The organism is Myroides sp. C15-4 (genome assembly GCF_050522745.1).
GTDB lineage: Bacteria > Bacteroidota > Bacteroidia > Flavobacteriales > Flavobacteriaceae > Flavobacterium.
Genome location: NZ_JBMVQX010000035.1, coordinates 25,944 through 42,503, shown reverse-complemented (window position 1 = coordinate 42,503; position 16,560 = coordinate 25,944). Strand labels below are relative to the sequence as shown.

General features: G+C 36.7%; 15 protein-coding genes. 12 read left to right on the top strand and 3 right to left on the bottom strand.

Features of this window, described 5'->3' with window-relative positions; all coding sequences use genetic code 11:
* The first annotated feature begins 84 nt into the window (after positions 1 to 84).
* Positions 85 to 2,034: an OmpA family protein gene (locus ACPDHL_RS13685; RefSeq protein ID WP_430533314.1), complete on the top strand. Its 1,950-nt coding sequence runs from the start codon at positions 85 to 87 to the stop codon at positions 2,032 to 2,034.
* A gap of 536 nt (positions 2,035 to 2,570) precedes the next feature.
* On the opposite strand, the gene ACPDHL_RS13680 is transcribed toward ACPDHL_RS13685, so the two are convergent.
* Both ACPDHL_RS13680 and ACPDHL_RS13675 read right to left on the bottom strand, forming a co-directional pair.
* A complete protein-coding gene (locus ACPDHL_RS13680) occupies positions 2,571 to 3,200 on the bottom strand; it encodes a class I SAM-dependent methyltransferase (protein WP_430533313.1) in 630 nt (209 codons plus the stop codon).
* A gap of 46 nt (positions 3,201 to 3,246) precedes the next feature.
* A complete protein-coding gene (locus ACPDHL_RS13675) occupies positions 3,247 to 3,753 on the bottom strand; it encodes a GNAT family N-acetyltransferase (protein WP_430533312.1) in 507 nt (168 codons plus the stop codon).
* Positions 3,754 to 4,047: 294 nt separating this feature from the next.
* On the opposite strand from ACPDHL_RS13675, the gene ACPDHL_RS13670 reads away from it, so the two are divergent.
* From ACPDHL_RS13670 to ACPDHL_RS13650, 5 genes are all read left to right on the top strand, one after another.
* Positions 4,048 to 4,503 (top strand): hypothetical protein, encoded by a 456-nt coding sequence (locus tag ACPDHL_RS13670; RefSeq protein ID WP_430533311.1) that lies wholly within the window; start codon positions 4,048 to 4,050, stop codon positions 4,501 to 4,503.
* Between the two features lie 752 nt (positions 4,504 to 5,255).
* A complete protein-coding gene (gene rocD, locus ACPDHL_RS13665) occupies positions 5,256 to 6,497 on the top strand; it encodes an ornithine--oxo-acid transaminase (RefSeq protein WP_430533315.1) in 1,242 nt (413 codons plus the stop codon).
* A 57-nt stretch (positions 6,498 to 6,554) separates the two neighbouring features.
* Positions 6,555 to 7,169: a bifunctional nicotinamidase/pyrazinamidase gene (gene pncA, locus ACPDHL_RS13660; RefSeq protein ID WP_430533310.1), complete on the top strand. Its 615-nt coding sequence runs from the start codon at positions 6,555 to 6,557 to the stop codon at positions 7,167 to 7,169.
* Positions 7,170 to 7,712, top strand: a complete 543-nt coding sequence (locus ACPDHL_RS13655; RefSeq protein WP_430533309.1) for a hypothetical protein — start codon at positions 7,170 to 7,172, stop codon at positions 7,710 to 7,712. It abuts the gene before it with no gap.
* 45 nt (positions 7,713 to 7,757) lie between these two features.
* Positions 7,758 to 8,345, top strand: coding sequence for a hypothetical protein (locus ACPDHL_RS13650; protein WP_430533308.1), 588 nt, complete (start codon positions 7,758 to 7,760; stop codon positions 8,343 to 8,345).
* Between the two features lie 91 nt (positions 8,346 to 8,436).
* Here ACPDHL_RS13650 and ACPDHL_RS13645 read toward each other — a convergent pair whose 3' ends face one another.
* Entirely contained in the window at positions 8,437 to 9,099 is a 663-nt protein-coding gene (locus tag ACPDHL_RS13645) for a thiamine diphosphokinase (protein WP_430533307.1), read from the bottom strand.
* Positions 9,100 to 9,228: 129 nt separating this feature from the next.
* Here ACPDHL_RS13645 and ACPDHL_RS13640 point away from each other — a divergent pair, with 129 nt between their 5' ends.
* The 6 genes from ACPDHL_RS13640 to ACPDHL_RS13615 all read left to right on the top strand — a co-directional run bounded on the left by ACPDHL_RS13640 (position 9,229) and on the right by ACPDHL_RS13615 (position 16,302).
* On the top strand, positions 9,229 to 9,534 hold the full coding sequence (locus ACPDHL_RS13640; protein ID WP_430533306.1) for a rhodanese-like domain-containing protein: 306 nt from the start codon (positions 9,229 to 9,231) through the stop codon (positions 9,532 to 9,534).
* A 78-nt stretch (positions 9,535 to 9,612) separates the two neighbouring features.
* On the top strand, positions 9,613 to 10,491 hold the full coding sequence (locus tag ACPDHL_RS13635; protein ID WP_430533305.1) for a diacylglycerol/lipid kinase family protein: 879 nt from the start codon (positions 9,613 to 9,615) through the stop codon (positions 10,489 to 10,491).
* 109 nt (positions 10,492 to 10,600) lie between these two features.
* Positions 10,601 to 12,004 (top strand): dihydrolipoyl dehydrogenase, encoded by a 1,404-nt coding sequence (lpdA, locus tag ACPDHL_RS13630; protein WP_430533304.1) that lies wholly within the window; start codon positions 10,601 to 10,603, stop codon positions 12,002 to 12,004.
* 121 nt (positions 12,005 to 12,125) lie between these two features.
* Positions 12,126 to 12,722: a hypothetical protein gene (locus tag ACPDHL_RS13625; RefSeq protein WP_430533303.1), complete on the top strand. Its 597-nt coding sequence runs from the start codon at positions 12,126 to 12,128 to the stop codon at positions 12,720 to 12,722.
* A gap of 107 nt (positions 12,723 to 12,829) precedes the next feature.
* Complete coding sequence (locus ACPDHL_RS13620; protein WP_430533302.1) at positions 12,830 to 13,159, top strand: hypothetical protein; 330 nt, start codon at positions 12,830 to 12,832, stop codon at positions 13,157 to 13,159.
* A 245-nt stretch (positions 13,160 to 13,404) separates the two neighbouring features.
* Positions 13,405 to 16,302, top strand: a complete 2,898-nt coding sequence (locus ACPDHL_RS13615) for an alpha/beta hydrolase family protein (RefSeq protein ID WP_430533301.1) — start codon at positions 13,405 to 13,407, stop codon at positions 16,300 to 16,302.
* The last annotated feature ends 258 nt before the right edge of the window (positions 16,303 to 16,560 follow it).

Here is a 16,560-nt window from a genome sequence, read left to right as displayed (position 1 = left end):
TCCCATGAGATCTTTATGAAATTTGAATTATTTAGTAACAACAGAAGAAAAGTCGCTCCTCGATTTTTCTAAAAACAAGCAATGATGGTAAAAAATAGAACCAAAGGTATTCTACTTTGTTTCTTGTTCTCCAGCCTGATTAGCTTTGGACAAACAAGAAAAGAAAAAAAAGCAGATCGCAATTTCGATACCTACGCCTATGTAGAAGCAATTAGTTATTATGAAATGATGGTTGAACAAGGTCAGGTAAATACCTCTATTTTGTGTAAACTTGGCGATTCTTACTACTACAATGGAAAGTTTGTGGATGCCCATAAATGGTACGATCACTTGTTTCAAGGGACGTATGAAGACAAAAATCTTGCTGCATTAGATAAAGAGTATTACTATCGCTATGCGCAAACGCTCAAAGCAGTGGATCAACCCCAAAAAGCAGATGCAATCTTGGAAGAATTTGCTGCTCTAGCAGTGAATGATTCTCGGGCTCAACGCTTGATTACCCAAGAGGAATTGGTAGGCCAAACACTTGGTAGTTCTCGTTTTACAATGCTCAACTTATCGACAAATAGTGAGCATTCCGATTATGGTGGGACTCTTTTAGGCAATCGATTGATTTTTACCTCCTCTCGGGAGAGCGATGAAATGCGTAACAAGGTACACAACTGGACCAATGAGCAATACACTAAATTATACGCAACAACTATCACCAATGAGGGTAGTTTTGATTCACCTGTGCTATTTGCCAAAGAAATTGCCTCACGGGAGTTAAATATGGGATCAGCTATCTTTACCAAAGATGGCAATACCATGTATTTTACCAGTAATAATGGCTCAACGACGGGGAGCAAACGCGCCCAATACAACAAGGAAGAATCCTCCTTATTGAAAATTTACAAAGCGACGAAACAAGGCGATGGTACTTGGGGGGCAGTAGAAGAATTGCCGTTCAACCTTGATGGATACAATACCGCTCATCCAGCATTAACCCCAGATGAAAAATGGATGTATTTTGTTTCCGATCGCCAAGGAAGTTTAGGGCAATCCGATTTATTTCGCATTAGCGTCTATGAATCCGGTCGTTTTGGTTTGGTTGAACACTTAGGAGATCAAGTAAATACCGCAGGACGCGAAACGTTTCCCTTTATTTCTTCCGATTACACCTTGTACTTTGCTAGTGATGGACACCCTGGTTTTGGAGGATTGGACTTGTATAAAGCAAAAATCAACCGCGAGGGACAATTGGGAGTTCCATCTAATTTAGGTCCAGATATCAACAGTACTTTTGATGATTTTGGCTTGTATATTGATGCTTCAACCAAAAAAGGCTTTGTGACATCCAACAAAAAAACAGGCATAGGTAGTGATGATATCTACCTGTTTGTAGAAAAACCCTGTGTTCAAATTATCGATGGCGTAGTAGCGGATCGCGATAACAAAAACGGATTGGAAGGCGTGGAAATTATCGTTTATGACCTGCGAAACAATATCGTTGAAAAAGTGTATACGGATGAACAAGGCTATTACAGTGCAGAGCAACTAAGCTGCGGACAGCAATATCGCATTCACGTGGGTAAAGAGAAGTATTTGACACAAGAATTTGCCGTAAATACCGATCGAAAAACACGACAACGACTAAATATTGAACTAGAATTAATTGAAAAAGGAGATGATTTATTCAAGAAATTGAAATTAGCACCGATCCATTTTGATTTTGATTCTGCTGTAATTCGCCCTGATGCCCAGGTTGAGCTGATGAAAGTGGTGAAAACCATGCTAGAACATCCAAGTTTGATTGTTGATGTTCGCTCACATACCGATAGCCGTGGAAATGATACCTATAATATGCAATTATCTGAACGTCGTGCACAAGCAACCATGCAATGGATAAGTAGTAAAGGAGTAGATCCTAGCCGCTTAACAGGAAAAGGGTATGGAGAGAGTCAATTGATTAATCACTGTAGCAATGGAGTGAAATGTACAGATGACGAGCACCAAGCCAACAGACGAAGTGAGTTTATTATTATGAACCTGTAAGTATTTTAAATATAACGTAAAGTGATTTTTTAAGAAAAAGGATGAACTGGAAACAGTTGATCCTTTTTTGTTTTATAACACAAGTAATACCCAGTGAAAATTGAAAAAAGAGCCACTATACTCTAAGCCTTTATCTTAGCTAAATTGATCATCACGATCCATTATCCTTGTACTTAATTCGATTTGTTTTTAATTTATAAGGCTTTGTTATATGGCGTTTTACGTTTATTCAGAAGGAAGAAGGAAGAATAAATCCAATTGTGCGATTTTTTGGTACGATACTTGATATATACTAAAAGAATCATTTAAAAATCAAATAAATATAAGTTGATTTGAAACTATGTAAATAAATAGTATAAGATGATTTCCAATTTTTTAGTATTAGAAGCAAAAAGTCGCTCGCGATTTTTTTACATGCATTTCATAGTTTTTTTTATTGTTCTCGCTGTTTGAATCCAAACAGCATTTGCAAGAGGAGTAGTTCAATTGAATTACTCCTTTTTGTTTTACTTCTTGGGTACAAACTGCATTGATCTTTAGTTACTGTTTCTCGATGCTAAAACAATAAAGCGCTCTGATAGCGAAAGTAGTTCAAAATTAAATTGTTTGGCAATATACGCAAACGTCTGAGCGGTATAAATAAAAACATGGGTTTCATCTTTGCGATAATACCAAGATTCGAAAGGAACCTGTTCCTGAAAAAGATGGGTCATAATCAGCAGTAAACCGCCAGGCTTCAAGAGGGATTTGAGGTGGGCAATTTCCTTAGCGGGGTCATAAAAATGCTCAAATACTTCACAGCTGAATATGTAATCATATACCGCATTGGCATAGGAGCGATCGGGATAAAAATAAGGATCGTATAAATTTACCTGGTAGCCGCGATCGACTAGCTGTTTGGTGATCACGGGACCTTTACCACAACCAAAATCCAATCCCAGTGTATCTGATGGAAAACGACGGAGAATCTCGTTGGTAATGGGCGAAGTGAATTTTTGATACCCTATGTCATGGACATCGTTGTTGTGAAATTCGTAATGCTGCTTTTCTTGAGCTTCAGAAAAGTAATAGGCGACATCTTTAACATAAGCAAAACACGTGCTACATTGATAGTAAAGTGAATCCACTTGATGCGTTAATGGGCTTTGACATAGGATACATTGCATATGAATAAGACTTTTAAGCGATTGACAAGACGAAGATAAGAAGGATTTAGTTGTATTCTTCCTTCAGCGTTAATTTGTATAAATTCAATACTGCTCCTTCAGCTGTGATGGCTTCAACAAAACGAAAGCCCAAACGCATCAATAATTGGATTGAACTTTTATTTTCGGGTATAGCAATAGCGTATAACAGCGAATGTATTTGCTCTCTTTTTAGCTGCTCAATAATAGCATGAGTGGCTTCATACGCATACCCCATGTGGGTATAAAGCGGTAAAAAGGCAAACCCAAGGTCATGGGCGTCTAAATAATCGCGTTTAATCAATGAAATAGCCCCTATTGGCTTTTGTTCTGCTTTTAGATGCACCGTCCAATAGCTTGTCTGTAGATTGCTTAGAATGTTTTTAATGTAGTTATTAGCATCTAAAGTGTTGTGTATGTTTTTGTTACCTATGTATTTTAACCAGCCAGGCGTGTTGACAAGTTCGATGTAAAAAGTACTGTCGCAATAATCGATTTTTGATAAGAACAAGCGCTGTGTTTGTATTTCTTCCATAAGAGAATAGGTTGTTTTTTAAAAGCAGAGCCTCTCTTTTATTATAAATTGGTGAGCTTAGCATATGAAGCAAGAATAAGATAAAAGTAATTTTTTTTTAATTCACTATAAATTATGTCAATATTTTTTTTACTAAAATAGGGAAATAAATTAGCTGTAAAGTGCGGTAATCTCTAGCATTCAGTAGGAAGCGAATCGTGTTGTACTTCTCAAATTAACAAATAAGAAAATAAGTGATGCTGTTAATGTTTAAAATTAGTTGTAATTTGCACGAGCAAAACAATGAAAAAAACAATGAAAAAGAATACAGGTCTAATCGTAGCCTTATTGTGTTTAATTTCCTTCAATTTAAAAGCGCAAATTTTGGAGATTTACAGCAATAATAAAGCTCAAGAGTATTTAGGATGCCTCAATTGTCCTTCCGAGAATAAAAATTCGGTATGGAATTCATATGGTGTCTATGGAAATGAGTACAATAAAAAGTCTATTTGGAATAAATATGGCGTTTATGGAGATGAAAAAAGTAACTTTTCACCTTGGAATCAGCATGCTGAAAAACCGCCTATCATTAAAAAAGAAGGAGAGTTTTACGGCTATTTTACACTAAATGAAATCATGGGACAACGCGTAGAGGTTAAACTAACTCGCATGTTGTATGACTACTATATTGAAGTAAAAGAAGATCCAACGAAATGGACTGAAATCGAACAGCAGTTAACGAACAAAGAACAAGAGCAAAAAAGTAAATAGAACAAAAAACAAAGAGGGTGTCCCAAAAGGTCACCCTCTTTGTTTTTTATACTTTTCCCTCAATCCGATGGTGAATATAATTTATCTTCTTTTTTATAAAGGAATTAGAATAACTCGATCGCACGGATTGCAACCTTAAATCCGCGTGATCGAGTTTTGTTCGGGTTTTGTTCGAGTCATGTTCGGGTCTTCTTCGGTAAATGTGGGGTAATCCCCCGTAAATACACATGTTTACCGAAGAAGACCCAAAGAAAACCCAAACAAAACTAAAATAAAGTAATATAAATAGCTGGATAATAGTTGTTTGTGTTTTTTTGTATAGAGACAAATAAAGCCATTTGAGCTTTTTTTCTCCCTATATGGGAAGGGGGTATTGCAGGTTAATCTCGACTGATGTAGGTTTGTAGCGTATATCTAGCGCACGGATTAGAATAAATCTAGTACACGGATTGCAACCTTAAATCCGCGCAATCGGGAACCTTGTTTTTTCCTCTTTTAGACCGCTTCTTTTTGCATCCGATCAGAATTGTGATTTTGATACTAAAAACAAGAATTAAATAGCTAATGTTTAAGGAAAAAGGGAGATATCCCAAAGGGTTAACCAGTTTTATTGGGGCTTATAAAAAAAACTAAACAGAATATGCTCCGTTTTTTGGATAATTGAACGAAATAGAAGGAAGGAGACCCAAGGTATTTTCGAATTATTTACATAAAAAGCAGTAAATTGCAGATAAATTAAAACAGATAGTATGATGTCAGAAAAAATAACTTCAGAACAAGCGATTGCATTAGAAGATAAACACGGAGCACACAATTACCATCCCCTACCAGTTGTACTAACAAAAGGAGAAGGTGTTTATGTCTGGGACGTTGAAGGTAAAAAATATTATGACTTTTTATCTGCGTATTCAGCAGTGAATCAGGGTCATTGTCACCCGAAAATTGTTGAAGCGATGACTAAACAAGCCAATACCTTAATGTTGACTTCTCGTGCTTTTTACAACGATCAATTAGGTGTATACGAGAAGAAGATTACTGAATTGATGGGATATGACAAAGTATTGCCAATGAACTCCGGTGCAGAAGCAGTGGAAACAGCAGTAAAAGTTTGTCGTAAATGGGCCTATGAGAAAAAGGGAATTGCCGAAAATCAAGCTAAAATAATTGTTTGTGAAAATAATTTCCACGGAAGAACAACCACCATTATTTCTTTCTCCAATGATGAAGAAGCAAGAAATAACTACGGACCTTATACCAGTGGATTTATCCGTGTAGCTTATGATAATATCGATGCATTGCGTGCGATATTAGAACAAGATAGTGCAAATATTGCAGGATTCTTAGTGGAGCCGATCCAAGGTGAAGCAGGGGTATATGTTCCGCAAACAGGATATTTAGCCGAAGCAAAATTACTATGTGAACAACACAATGTATTATTTATTGCAGATGAGGTACAAACAGGTATTGCGCGAACAGGAAAAATGTTGGCGATTCAACACGAAAATGTAAAAGCAGATATTCTAGTATTAGGAAAAGCTTTATCAGGAGGTGCTTACCCAATTTCAGCTGTATTGGCAGACAATGAGATTATGAATGTGATCAAGCCAGGACAACATGGATCTACTTTTGGAGGAAATCCAATGGCAGCAGCAATTGCTATTGCAGCTTTAGATGTGGTATTAGAAGAAGATTTGGCAGCTAATGCAGAGCGCTTAGGAAACTTGTTTAGAGCAGAATTGAACAACTATATTCAAACAAGTAACATCTGTACACTCGTACGCGGAAAAGGACTATTAAATGCCATCCTAATTAATGATACAGAAGAAAGTGATACCGCTTGGAATATTTGCTTGAAATTGAGAGACAATGGATTATTGGCAAAACCAACACACGGTAATATCATTCGCTTTGCACCGCCTTTAGTGATGACAGAAGAACAATTGTTAGCTTGTGTTTCGATTATTGTTAAAACGCTAAAGGAATTCGAAAAATAAGAGAAAATAAGATTTTCTTTCTTTTTTCTTTAAAAATTCAAATAAAATAAGTAACTTATGAAGGCTTTATTGGTTGTTGATTTGCAAGTTGATTTTTTGCCTCATGGCGCTTTAGCTGTCCAAGATGGAGATTTAATTATCCCAGTAATCAATGCAATACAAGATCGTTTTGATTTGATCGTTGCAACCCAAGATTGGCATCCTTTGGATCATCAGAGTTTTGCCTCTCAGCATCAGGGAAAAAATCAATATGATGTGATTGAATTACAGGGAATCCCTCAGGTGTTATGGCCCGATCACTGCGTACAAGGTACAGCAGGAGCTGCATTTAGCAACGCTTGGAATAGTACCCAAGTGGCTGCCATATTCCGAAAAGGCATGAATAAGCACATAGACTCCTATAGCGGATTCTATGACAACAATAAAGTGAACACAACAGGTCTTCTGGGTTATTTGAAAGATAAACAAGTAACCGAAGTATATGTCTGTGGATTAGCAGCTGAATTTTGTGTGTTTTATACAGCAAGAGATGCTAAAGAGGCAGGATTTAAAACGTATTTTTTAGATTTTGCAACCAAGCCTATCTCTCAAGCGGGTCTAGAACAAGCCAAAGTTGAATTGCTAAAGCAGGAAATCACAGTTGTTAGTCAAGTAGAAGAATTAACAGTCTAGATGAAAAAATACAACAAGACGAATTTTTTTAAGCATACGTATTGTGAATGGACTCAAGTGCCTTTAGACACAATCGCTCAAAAAAAGCCCAATTACAAAAGTGAAAAAGGCAGTAGTTATTTTTTTAGCGAAGAAGGAATCTTTCGATACGCAAACCATTGGGGGAGAGTGGCAAATTGTCGATGGAAATTAATTGCGGATAAAAATGTAAACCAAGGATATAGTGTAGGTTATGCCCCTTGGTCTAGCTTTTTTCCCAATGATGAAAAAGAAAATAACTATGTCATAAGTGTTAATTTTTTATTAAAAGAAGTGACCTTTACACATTATGCTAGTCTTAAGGACAGCGATGCCTGTCGTAGAAATGCTAAAGATACAGCAAAGCGCATTGTTGAAATTAAAAAAGTTCTCCTTGCGGATGATTGGTATAAATACATCACCCATCCAGATCAAGAAGAAATTAGAAAATATTTAATTAACGGTCTGGTCACGACGAATAAAAGCTTGGTAGAATTAAAACGAAATTTTTTATCAAGCCAATGATCCAGACAGCTAAGAAAAATAGGTATAATTAAAAAGCAAAAAACGATGAAAAAGATTACATTGATTACAGCGTTATTGTTAGCAGGTATGACCGTAGCACACGCACAAAAAGGTAATAAATTAGTGGAAACACCAAAATTATCTGAGAAAGTTGGTGATACCCCTATCAAAAAAGGAAACTGGATTGTAGGAGGTGCTTTAGGATCTACAGGGTATAGTTTTGAAGAAGAAAGCTTCAATATTAATGTAACGCCAAGAGCTGGTTATTTTATCTCTGATGGAATTGCTATTGGTCTAGAAATTGGAACAGGATTCCAAACAGTAAAAGACGGTGATAACATCTGGAGTTACAAAGTTATGCCATTCGCACGATACTACTTCCCAGAAGGAGCAAGCGCTACAGGGCGTTTCTTTGGACAAGGAGCTGTTGGTATTTCAGGTGCTGAAATTGCAGGTGAAAGTAATACTTCTTTCGCATTTAATATTAATGCAGGTTATTCTCACTTTGTCTCTCGTAACGTTGCTTTAGAAGCAATTGTTGGATACAACTACAGTAAATCAAATCAAGCAAGTGCAACTGCACATAACGGATTGGGATTATCTTTAGGTTTCCAAATTTTCTTAGGAAAATAAGAAGTAAATTATAGAATAATAAAAAGGACTGATTGCAAAATCAGTCCTTTTTTTATGGTTATTTCTTTGCGGTTTTCTCCTAGTTGACCGTTCAATCCGTGCATTCCATCAACAACAAATCACCTGTTTCATAGGTAATGGTTACCAGACCATCGGTTGCAACACTATTGCTGGATCCGGTGCGTATGCCCAATTCTAAGTCTTCGTTCAGCAGTGGATAGTTTAAGTTTGTTGTGGTAATTCCACCTGCTTTACCCACAGGAATTAATGAGAGTATGGTGTTTTGGGTATACCATTTTGTATAGGTTGAGGGTAATCTGAATATTTTAGAATAATCATCGAGGATGACAATTTTCATTGTATCGCGATATTTGACTAAAGTCGTAATATTGGTAAAGGTATGATCCGCACGTTTACCTGTTGCCCATACGACATTGGCGGCTTTAATTCCCTTTTGAAGTAAAAAATTAAGTGCTTTTTCCAAATCTGTATTTTCTTGATTGGGATCGTGTACAACCTCCAAAGGATACTGCTTGGCTGCATAGGGGGTAGGGTCAAAATCTCGATCAAAATCTCCAATGAGTACATCTACTTTAATAGATAAGGCGAGAACGCGTTCTATCGCTTCGTCCAATACAACGATATAGGGAGACCATTCTAGTAATTGGTCCAGTAATTCTTGACTACAAGCCGCTCCATTAGCAATAATTAAAGCGGGTTCTTGATCATCGCGAACGATGTGGTGTGATGACATAAATTGCTTCTTGCGTTTGATCAAACAAAGTAAAACAATAAATCCTACTAAATGTCTTTTTTTAGTTCGAAATAATAGATAAAACACAAAATAACTTTATCTTTGAAGCTATTCTAAGAAGTAAAAAAAATGGATTTAACACAAGAACAATGGTGGGAGCAATACCAACAAGATGACAATGCTGTTATTTTAGATGTTCGCACGGATGAAGAGGTGGAGGAATTGGCCATACCGCAAGCAATTAATATTGATATTTATTTAGGACAAGGTTTTTTAGATGCAGTTGAACAACTGGACAAATCGAAAAACTACTATGTATATTGCAAAGCTGGTGGACGAAGTCATCAAGCTTGTATGTTAATGAATCAGTTGGGTTTCGAAAATACGTTCAATCTAGTTGGAGGAATTTCAACTTGGGAAGGACCAACGGTATAAAAAGTCAACGCTAGTTGGCTTTTTTGTTACAGTAAAATACAAACCGGATTCGATTCTTTAACCCCTTATTGTCAGTATATGACTCATATTCATTTTATCGTTAATCCCATTTCAGGAAAGGGAAAACACAACCTAACTGAGCCTTATATCAAAACTTTTTTTCCTGCAGCGGAGTACGAGGTTGTTGTGCATTTAACCCAGCGAAAAAGGCATGCGGTTGCATTGACTAAGCTCGCATTAGACCAGGGAGCTGCAATTATTGTGGCTTGTGGTGGAGATGGAACCATTCACGAAGTTGCAACAGAATTAGTCGGAAAATCAGTGCTTTTTGGTGTAGTACCTGTGGGATCTGGAAATGGATTGGCCTCAAACTTAGCTATTCCTAAAGATATTGAGAAAGCCTTGGAGTTGATTCGAAAACAAAAGGTGATGGCCATGGATGTTGGAGCGTTAAATGGAGCCTACTTTTTTAGTAATATGGGATTCGGAATTGACGCAACGATTATTGAACAGTACGAAAAGTCAGGCAAGCGAAAATTAGGGGCCTATATTCGTGCGGCATTGAATTCGGCTCAACAATACAAAGCCAAACAAATGCGTGTAACGTATAATGGAAAAACAAAAGAAGTAAATCCCTTGTTGTTGTTTATTTCCAATTCAAACGAAATGGGATACAATATGAGTTTGACTCCGCAAGCCAGTCTGACTGATGGGTTATTGGATTATTTAATGGTACCAAAAATTGGACTTTTAAAACAATTGACTTTTGGACTATATGTCCTACTAAAAAAAACAGAAAAATTTAGACGTACTGATTATGTTCAAACGGCTAAAATTGAGGTTGAAATTGTCAATAGTCCTAAAAATGGCGTTCAGATTGATGGGGAATATTATGAATATGATACCAATCATTTTACAATCGAAGTCATCCAAAAGAGTTTAAAAGTTATTTGTTAACATAAAATCGCCTTTTTGGCACAAAATCAACACGAAATCGTGTAAAGAGTTACTTTAGAAAAGCGTACATTTGTACATCGTTTATAAACATCAAAAAGTTAAAAAAAATATGAATTCATTTGACGTAGTTGTAATTGGTTCAGGGCCTGGTGGATATGTAGCTGCAATCCGTTGCGCCCAATTAGGTTTTAAAACTGCAATCGTAGAAAAATATGCAACATTGGGAGGAACTTGCTTAAACGTAGGTTGTATTCCATCGAAAGCATTATTGGCATCGTCTCATATGCTTGAGGAGGTGAAACACTTTGCAGAGCACGGTATCGAAATCCCTGGTGATGTAAAAGTGGATTTAGCTAAGATGATTGAACGCAAACAAGCCGTTGTAGATCAAACGTGTTCAGGAGTAAAATTCTTAATGGACAAGAATAAAATTACAGTATTCGAAGGAGTTGGATCATTTGAAAATGCAACTACAATCAATGTGACAAAAAACGATGGTTCAGTAGAACAATTGGAAGCAAAATACAGCATTATTGCTACAGGTTCTAAACCATCAACGTTGCCATTCATCCAATTGGATAAAGAGCGTATTATTACTTCTACTGAAGCATTGAAGCTTCCAGAAGTACCAAAACACTTAATTATCATTGGTGGTGGAGTAATCGGATTAGAATTAGGTCAAGTATACTTGAGATTAGGAGCACAAGTTTCTGTCGTTGAGTTTGCTGATCGCATCCTTCCAACTATGGATGGTGCAGTTTCTAAAGAATTGACAAAAGTATTAAAGAAACAAGGCATGAAATTCTATACGTCACACAAAGTACAAGGTGTTGTACGCGAAGGTGATGTTGTAAAAGTTTCTGCTGAAGATAAAAAAGGAGCAATCGTTACCTTAGAAGGAGACTATACTTTAGTAGCTGTAGGTCGTCGTCCTTATACAGACGGATTACAAGCAGATAAAGCTGGAGTGAAAGTGACTGAAAGAGGACAAATTGAAGTGAATGATCACTTACAAACAACGGCTGCTAATATTTATGCTATTGGTGACGTAGTTCGCGGAGCGATGCTAGCACACAAAGCGGAAGAAGAAGGAGTTTTAGTAGCAGAATACTTAGCAGGACAAAGACCACACATCAATTACAACCTGATCCCAGGAGTAGTGTATACTTGGCCAGAAGTTGCAGCTGTAGGAAAAACAGAAGAGCAATTGAAAGCTGAAGGAGTGGCTTACAAAGTTGGTAGCTTCCCATTCAGAGCTTTAGGACGTTCTCGTGCAAGTGGTGACCTAGATGGTTTAGTGAAAATTATCGCTGACCAAAATACAGATGAAGTATTGGGAATCCACATGGTAGGAGCTCGTGCAGCTGATTTAATTGCAGAAGCTGTTACGGCTATGGAATTCAGAGCGTCAGCAGAAGATATTTCAAGAATGTCGCATGCACACCCAACCTTTGCAGAAGCAATCAAAGAAGCTGCGTTAGCTGCTACAGATAATCGCGCTTTACACGTATAAGTATTTTAAGAAATATATATGTTAAAAAAAGAGTCTAAATGTCTATTTAGACTCTTTTTTATTTATCGTGAAACAAAAAACAATATATTTGTTTTTTGTAATTTATAAAAACAAACACAAAATGAAAAAAATACTAGCTCTGTTATTTGGCGCTTTGGCAATAGTTGCTTGTTCTAGTGATGATAGCTCTTCTTCTTCTTCTGAAGACCCTATTTTTTCTCAACCGTATACCGAATTAACTAGCTTAGATGAATTAGCAGAAGGAAAGTATGCCTATGTAGGAAATAAAATTGGAGATCGAAAAGTAGGGTTGGTGCTCGAATCAAACGAATGCAAGAAAAAAGATTACTTAGTAGCACACCGTACAGGAGCTGTCTTAGATTCGTTGTCGTACAACAATTTCGGAATGAAAGTAAACGACAATAAAAGAGAGTGTGGAAGTATTTTTGAGTTTCCAAGAATCGTTAGAAATATGGCGTTAGAAGCTCCTGGAGATTTAAAAGTTTTAGTTACAGATGATTATCTACATAAGATAGTTATAGATAAGGGACCTGATGAAGATCCTGAAATTAAGTATGAGAGAAGACGAAAACCAGCACATTATGATGGAAATATAGAAATCGGTTTCCAAGCAGGGTATCTTCGCGTGGAAGATCGTTTGTCTGATTACCAAAGATTAAAAGATGAGAAGGTTTACTTGTACTTTAAAAAGATGTAATCCGAATCAAAAAGAGATAAAGCTTCTATTTTTAATAGAAGCTTTTTTATTTCAAGGAATTTCGTCAATTGTTTTATAACTTTGTACTTTAACTAAGAATGAAGATTATGGATATAAAGACATTGATTCATCACAACCTTGATGAATTATTGTATTTAGCAGATAAAAAAGGAGTCTTAAATACAGATTTGGTGGTGAAAATTGGCGCTTTTGTTGGTGCAGCTGTACTCAGAGGACGTTATGCAGATAAGAAAGAAGTGACGGAAGCGGAAATTAATGGTGTATTTGGCATTGTTGGTGACTTCTGTAAGATGAGTTTTGGACGTAGCTATACCAAAGTACACTTTAAAAAAATGACCACTTTAGCCCTAACCTTGATCCAAGAACCTACTTTCGATACCGATGTAGAAGTTTTTATTCGAGAATTACAGGAGTAAATGTAAAAAATCAAACAATACAGAGAGGATGACCTGAGAATGGTTATCCTTTTTTTGTAGTAATCATTTCGGTCCATCTGATACTCCCACGGTAAAAAGCGTTAAATTATTAGGTATCATTGAAATTAGCCTATTCTCCTTAGCGGGGAGGTGTTAATAGGTTTGTTATAGTATGTATAAAGAAATATCTTGTACCTTGCTACAAAATATATAATAATTAATATTCACCTCCTAAAATGATCCGAATGAATCGATTATATTTTATAGGTTTTAGTTTTATTCTACTAACAACAACTTTTGGATATGGACAAAAGAAACCCTTAGACCACAGCGTGTATGATGGTTGGGAAAGCATCACCCAAAAGCAATTTTCCAATGATGGAACAGCTATTTTTTATCAAATTTCTCCACAAGAAGGAGACAAGCAACTAGGAGTAGAGTTGCTTAAAAATAAGCAAAAAAGATCATTTGAACGGGGTGAAAATGCTGTCTTTACAGCAGATTCGAAGTACCTTGTTTTTGCTATCAAACCCTTTTATCAGGATACAAAAGCAGTAAAAAACAAAAAAAAGAAGGAAAGCGAACTGGCTAAAGATTCGCTGGGAATATTTAATCTAAGCAATCAATCGCTGATAAAACTACCTCAGGTAAAATCGTTCAAAGTAGCTGAAAAAGGCGGAACGACATTGGCTTATCTCTTGGAGAAAGAAACGGATACAATCCAGCAAAAAAAGGCAAAAGCAGCAAAAAAAGACGATAAAAATCAACCCCTTGTACTCGTGGTACGCAACCTAGAAACAACGGTGGAAGAGCGTATAGCCAATGTATCAGCTTACTATTTTGATGAAAAGGGGAATTATTTGGTTTATGTAGTAGCGAATCCCACACCTACTAAAAAAGAGGACGAACAAAAAGAAGAGGAGCAGCTAGATAAAAAGACAGTTGAGATCAAAACGGAAGCGAAAGAAGAAGCTCCTGCCACAAGCGAAAAAGAATCCTATGGCGTTTATGCTTTACACCTAAAAACAGGCAAGACAACTCAAGTAGCAGCAGGAGAAGGGAAGTTCACCCAGTTTAGTTTTGATAAAGAAGGTAAACAGCTCGTTTTTACCTATACGGAAGATGAAGAAAAAGCACTGGTGAAGTCGTATACTTTATACCATGCTATATTACCGAATCAGGCCAAAGCATTGATCTCTAATACAAAAAAAGGAATGCCTAACGATTGGGTTGTTTCTGAAAATTATACCCCTCAATTTAGTAAAAATGGAAAGCGTTTATACTTTGGTATTGCGCCTAAACCCATTCCAAAAGATACAACGTTAGTTGCTGATGATCATGCCATTGTTGATATTTGGCATTATAAAGAAGACTATTTACAACCTCAACAATTGGTCAATTTGGACAAAGAGTTAAAGCGATCCTATCTTGCTACGATAGATCTAGCGAATACAACTCAGCTTATTGCCTTGGCAGATGAAACAGCGAATTATACGTTGATGGTAGATGAAGGAGAATCAACGAATGTATTCCAGGCTTCAGATTATGGGAGACGTGTGGAGAGACAATGGGATATTTCTGGAGTAATGTCCTATTTTCTTGTGGATGTTCGCACTGGAGCAAAGAAAGTAGTTGTAGAAGATTTACCTGGAAGAGCAACCATCTCACCTAAAGGAAGCGCTGTTGTGTATTATAACAGTAAAGAAGCGAATTGGTATAGTTATGAGGTGAAGACAGGACGTACAAAACAGTTGAATAACGGACTGACTGTTTCTTTTGCTGAAGAAGAATTTGATATGCCTGATTTACCTAATGCATATGGTATCAAAGGTTGGAGCGATGATGATGCCTCTGTGTATATTGGGGATCGTTATGATATTTGGGAGTTTTATCTCAAGGAAAATAAAGCACCGCGTATGATTACCAATGGATATGGACGCAAACACAATATAAAGTTTGATTTGATCCAATTGGACAAGGAAAAGAAATCGTTCCATAAGAAATCGTATACCTTAGCTACAGCCTTTCATGAAGGGACGAAAGAGGGAGGTTACTTTTCGATTAATTTGGCAAAACAGCAAGACCCAGCTAAAATTATACTTGAAAAGTACAGCGGTTTTGCTTCGCTAACTAAAGCAAAAGACGCCCCTGTTTATGCTTTAACAAAAGGGAACTTTACCCAATCAAATGATTTGTATATTGGAGAGAAGTTAGATCAAATGGCACGAGTGACTAATTTAAATCCACAGCAACAGGAATACAATTGGGGAACCAATGAGCTGGTGTATTGGACAACGCCAAAGGGCTATGAGGCCACAGGTGTTTTATTCAAACCAGAAGACTTTGATCCGACAAAACAATATCCTATGATAGTGTATTTCTATGAGAAATTATCAGACAATCTGCATCGATATGAAGCACCAGCACCTACACCTTCTCGTTTAAATATTCCGTATTTTGTCAGTAATGGATATTTGGTCTTTACTCCCGATATTAGCTATACTGATGGATTCCCAGGAAAAGCAGCAGAAGAGTATATTAATTCAGGTGTAGATTTCTTAAAAGAAAACCACTGGGTAAATGGAGATAAAATTGGAATTCAAGGCCAAAGTTGGGGAGGATATCAAGTAACATATTTGATTACGGTAACAGATAAATATGCAGCAGCATGGGCAGGAGCACCAGTAGCTAATATGACGTCTGCCTATGGTGGAATTCGCTGGGGAACAGGAATGAGTCGTCAATTTCAGTATGAAAAAACGCAAAGTAGAATCGGAAAAACACTGTGGGACGGCTATGATTTATACATCGAAAACTCACCGTTATTTCAAGTACCAGCCATTACAACGCCACTGGTGATTATGCACAATGACAATGATGGAGCAGTGCCTTGGTATCAGGGAATTGAAATGTTTATGGCGATGCGTCGATTAGATAAACCCGTATGGATGTTAAACTACAACGGTGATGAACACAATTTGATGAAACGTCAAAATAGAAAAGACATTCAGATTCGCCAACAACAATTCTTTGATTACTATCTAAAAGAGGCACAAGCGCCTGTTTGGATGGTAAAAGGAGTTCCAGCTGTCTTGAAAGGGAAAGACTGGGGATTCGATTTGACGAATGAACGTATTAATTAAAGCATAGAAAAGAGAGGATCACAAAAGATCTTCTCTTTTTTTATGTACTTATTGTTGTACGTAGACCGTGAAAGATCCAATCTTATTTGTTTTTGAGAAGAAGTACCATCAGTTGAGAAAGGCGTTTTTACAACGCTCACTATCGTATTAAAAAAACACCATACGCTTGAAATTAAATCGAGATAAATGAATTGAAAATACAGGCTAAACTGTACATTTGTACTTAGAAAATCATCCTGTTTCAATGGGGTGAAACGC

Excerpts from the sequence above, each read along its gene's own strand:
- ACPDHL_RS13620 (WP_430533302.1), top strand. The coding sequence starts at position 12,830 with ATGGATATAAAGACATTGATTCATCACAACCTTGATGAATTATTGTAT.
- ACPDHL_RS13680 (WP_430533313.1), bottom strand. The coding sequence starts at position 3,200 with ATGCAATGTATCCTATGTCAAAGCCCATTAACGCATCAAGTGGATTCA.
- ACPDHL_RS13675 (WP_430533312.1), bottom strand. The coding sequence starts at position 3,753 with ATGGAAGAAATACAAACACAGCGCTTGTTCTTATCAAAAATCGATTAT.
- ACPDHL_RS13615 (WP_430533301.1), top strand. The coding sequence starts at position 13,405 with ATGAATCGATTATATTTTATAGGTTTTAGTTTTATTCTACTAACAACA.
- ACPDHL_RS13625 (WP_430533303.1), top strand. The coding sequence starts at position 12,126 with ATGAAAAAAATACTAGCTCTGTTATTTGGCGCTTTGGCAATAGTTGCT.
- lpdA (WP_430533304.1), top strand. The coding sequence starts at position 10,601 with ATGAATTCATTTGACGTAGTTGTAATTGGTTCAGGGCCTGGTGGATAT.
- rocD (WP_430533315.1), top strand. The coding sequence starts at position 5,256 with ATGTCAGAAAAAATAACTTCAGAACAAGCGATTGCATTAGAAGATAAA.
- ACPDHL_RS13645 (WP_430533307.1), bottom strand. The coding sequence starts at position 9,099 with ATGTCATCACACCACATCGTTCGCGATGATCAAGAACCCGCTTTAATT.
- ACPDHL_RS13640 (WP_430533306.1), top strand. The coding sequence starts at position 9,229 with ATGGATTTAACACAAGAACAATGGTGGGAGCAATACCAACAAGATGAC.
- ACPDHL_RS13685 (WP_430533314.1), top strand. The coding sequence starts at position 85 with ATGGTAAAAAATAGAACCAAAGGTATTCTACTTTGTTTCTTGTTCTCC.
- ACPDHL_RS13635 (WP_430533305.1), top strand. The coding sequence starts at position 9,613 with ATGACTCATATTCATTTTATCGTTAATCCCATTTCAGGAAAGGGAAAA.
- ACPDHL_RS13670 (WP_430533311.1), top strand. The coding sequence starts at position 4,048 with ATGAAAAAGAATACAGGTCTAATCGTAGCCTTATTGTGTTTAATTTCC.
- pncA (WP_430533310.1), top strand. The coding sequence starts at position 6,555 with ATGAAGGCTTTATTGGTTGTTGATTTGCAAGTTGATTTTTTGCCTCAT.
- ACPDHL_RS13650 (WP_430533308.1), top strand. The coding sequence starts at position 7,758 with ATGAAAAAGATTACATTGATTACAGCGTTATTGTTAGCAGGTATGACC.
- ACPDHL_RS13655 (WP_430533309.1), top strand. The coding sequence starts at position 7,170 with ATGAAAAAATACAACAAGACGAATTTTTTTAAGCATACGTATTGTGAA.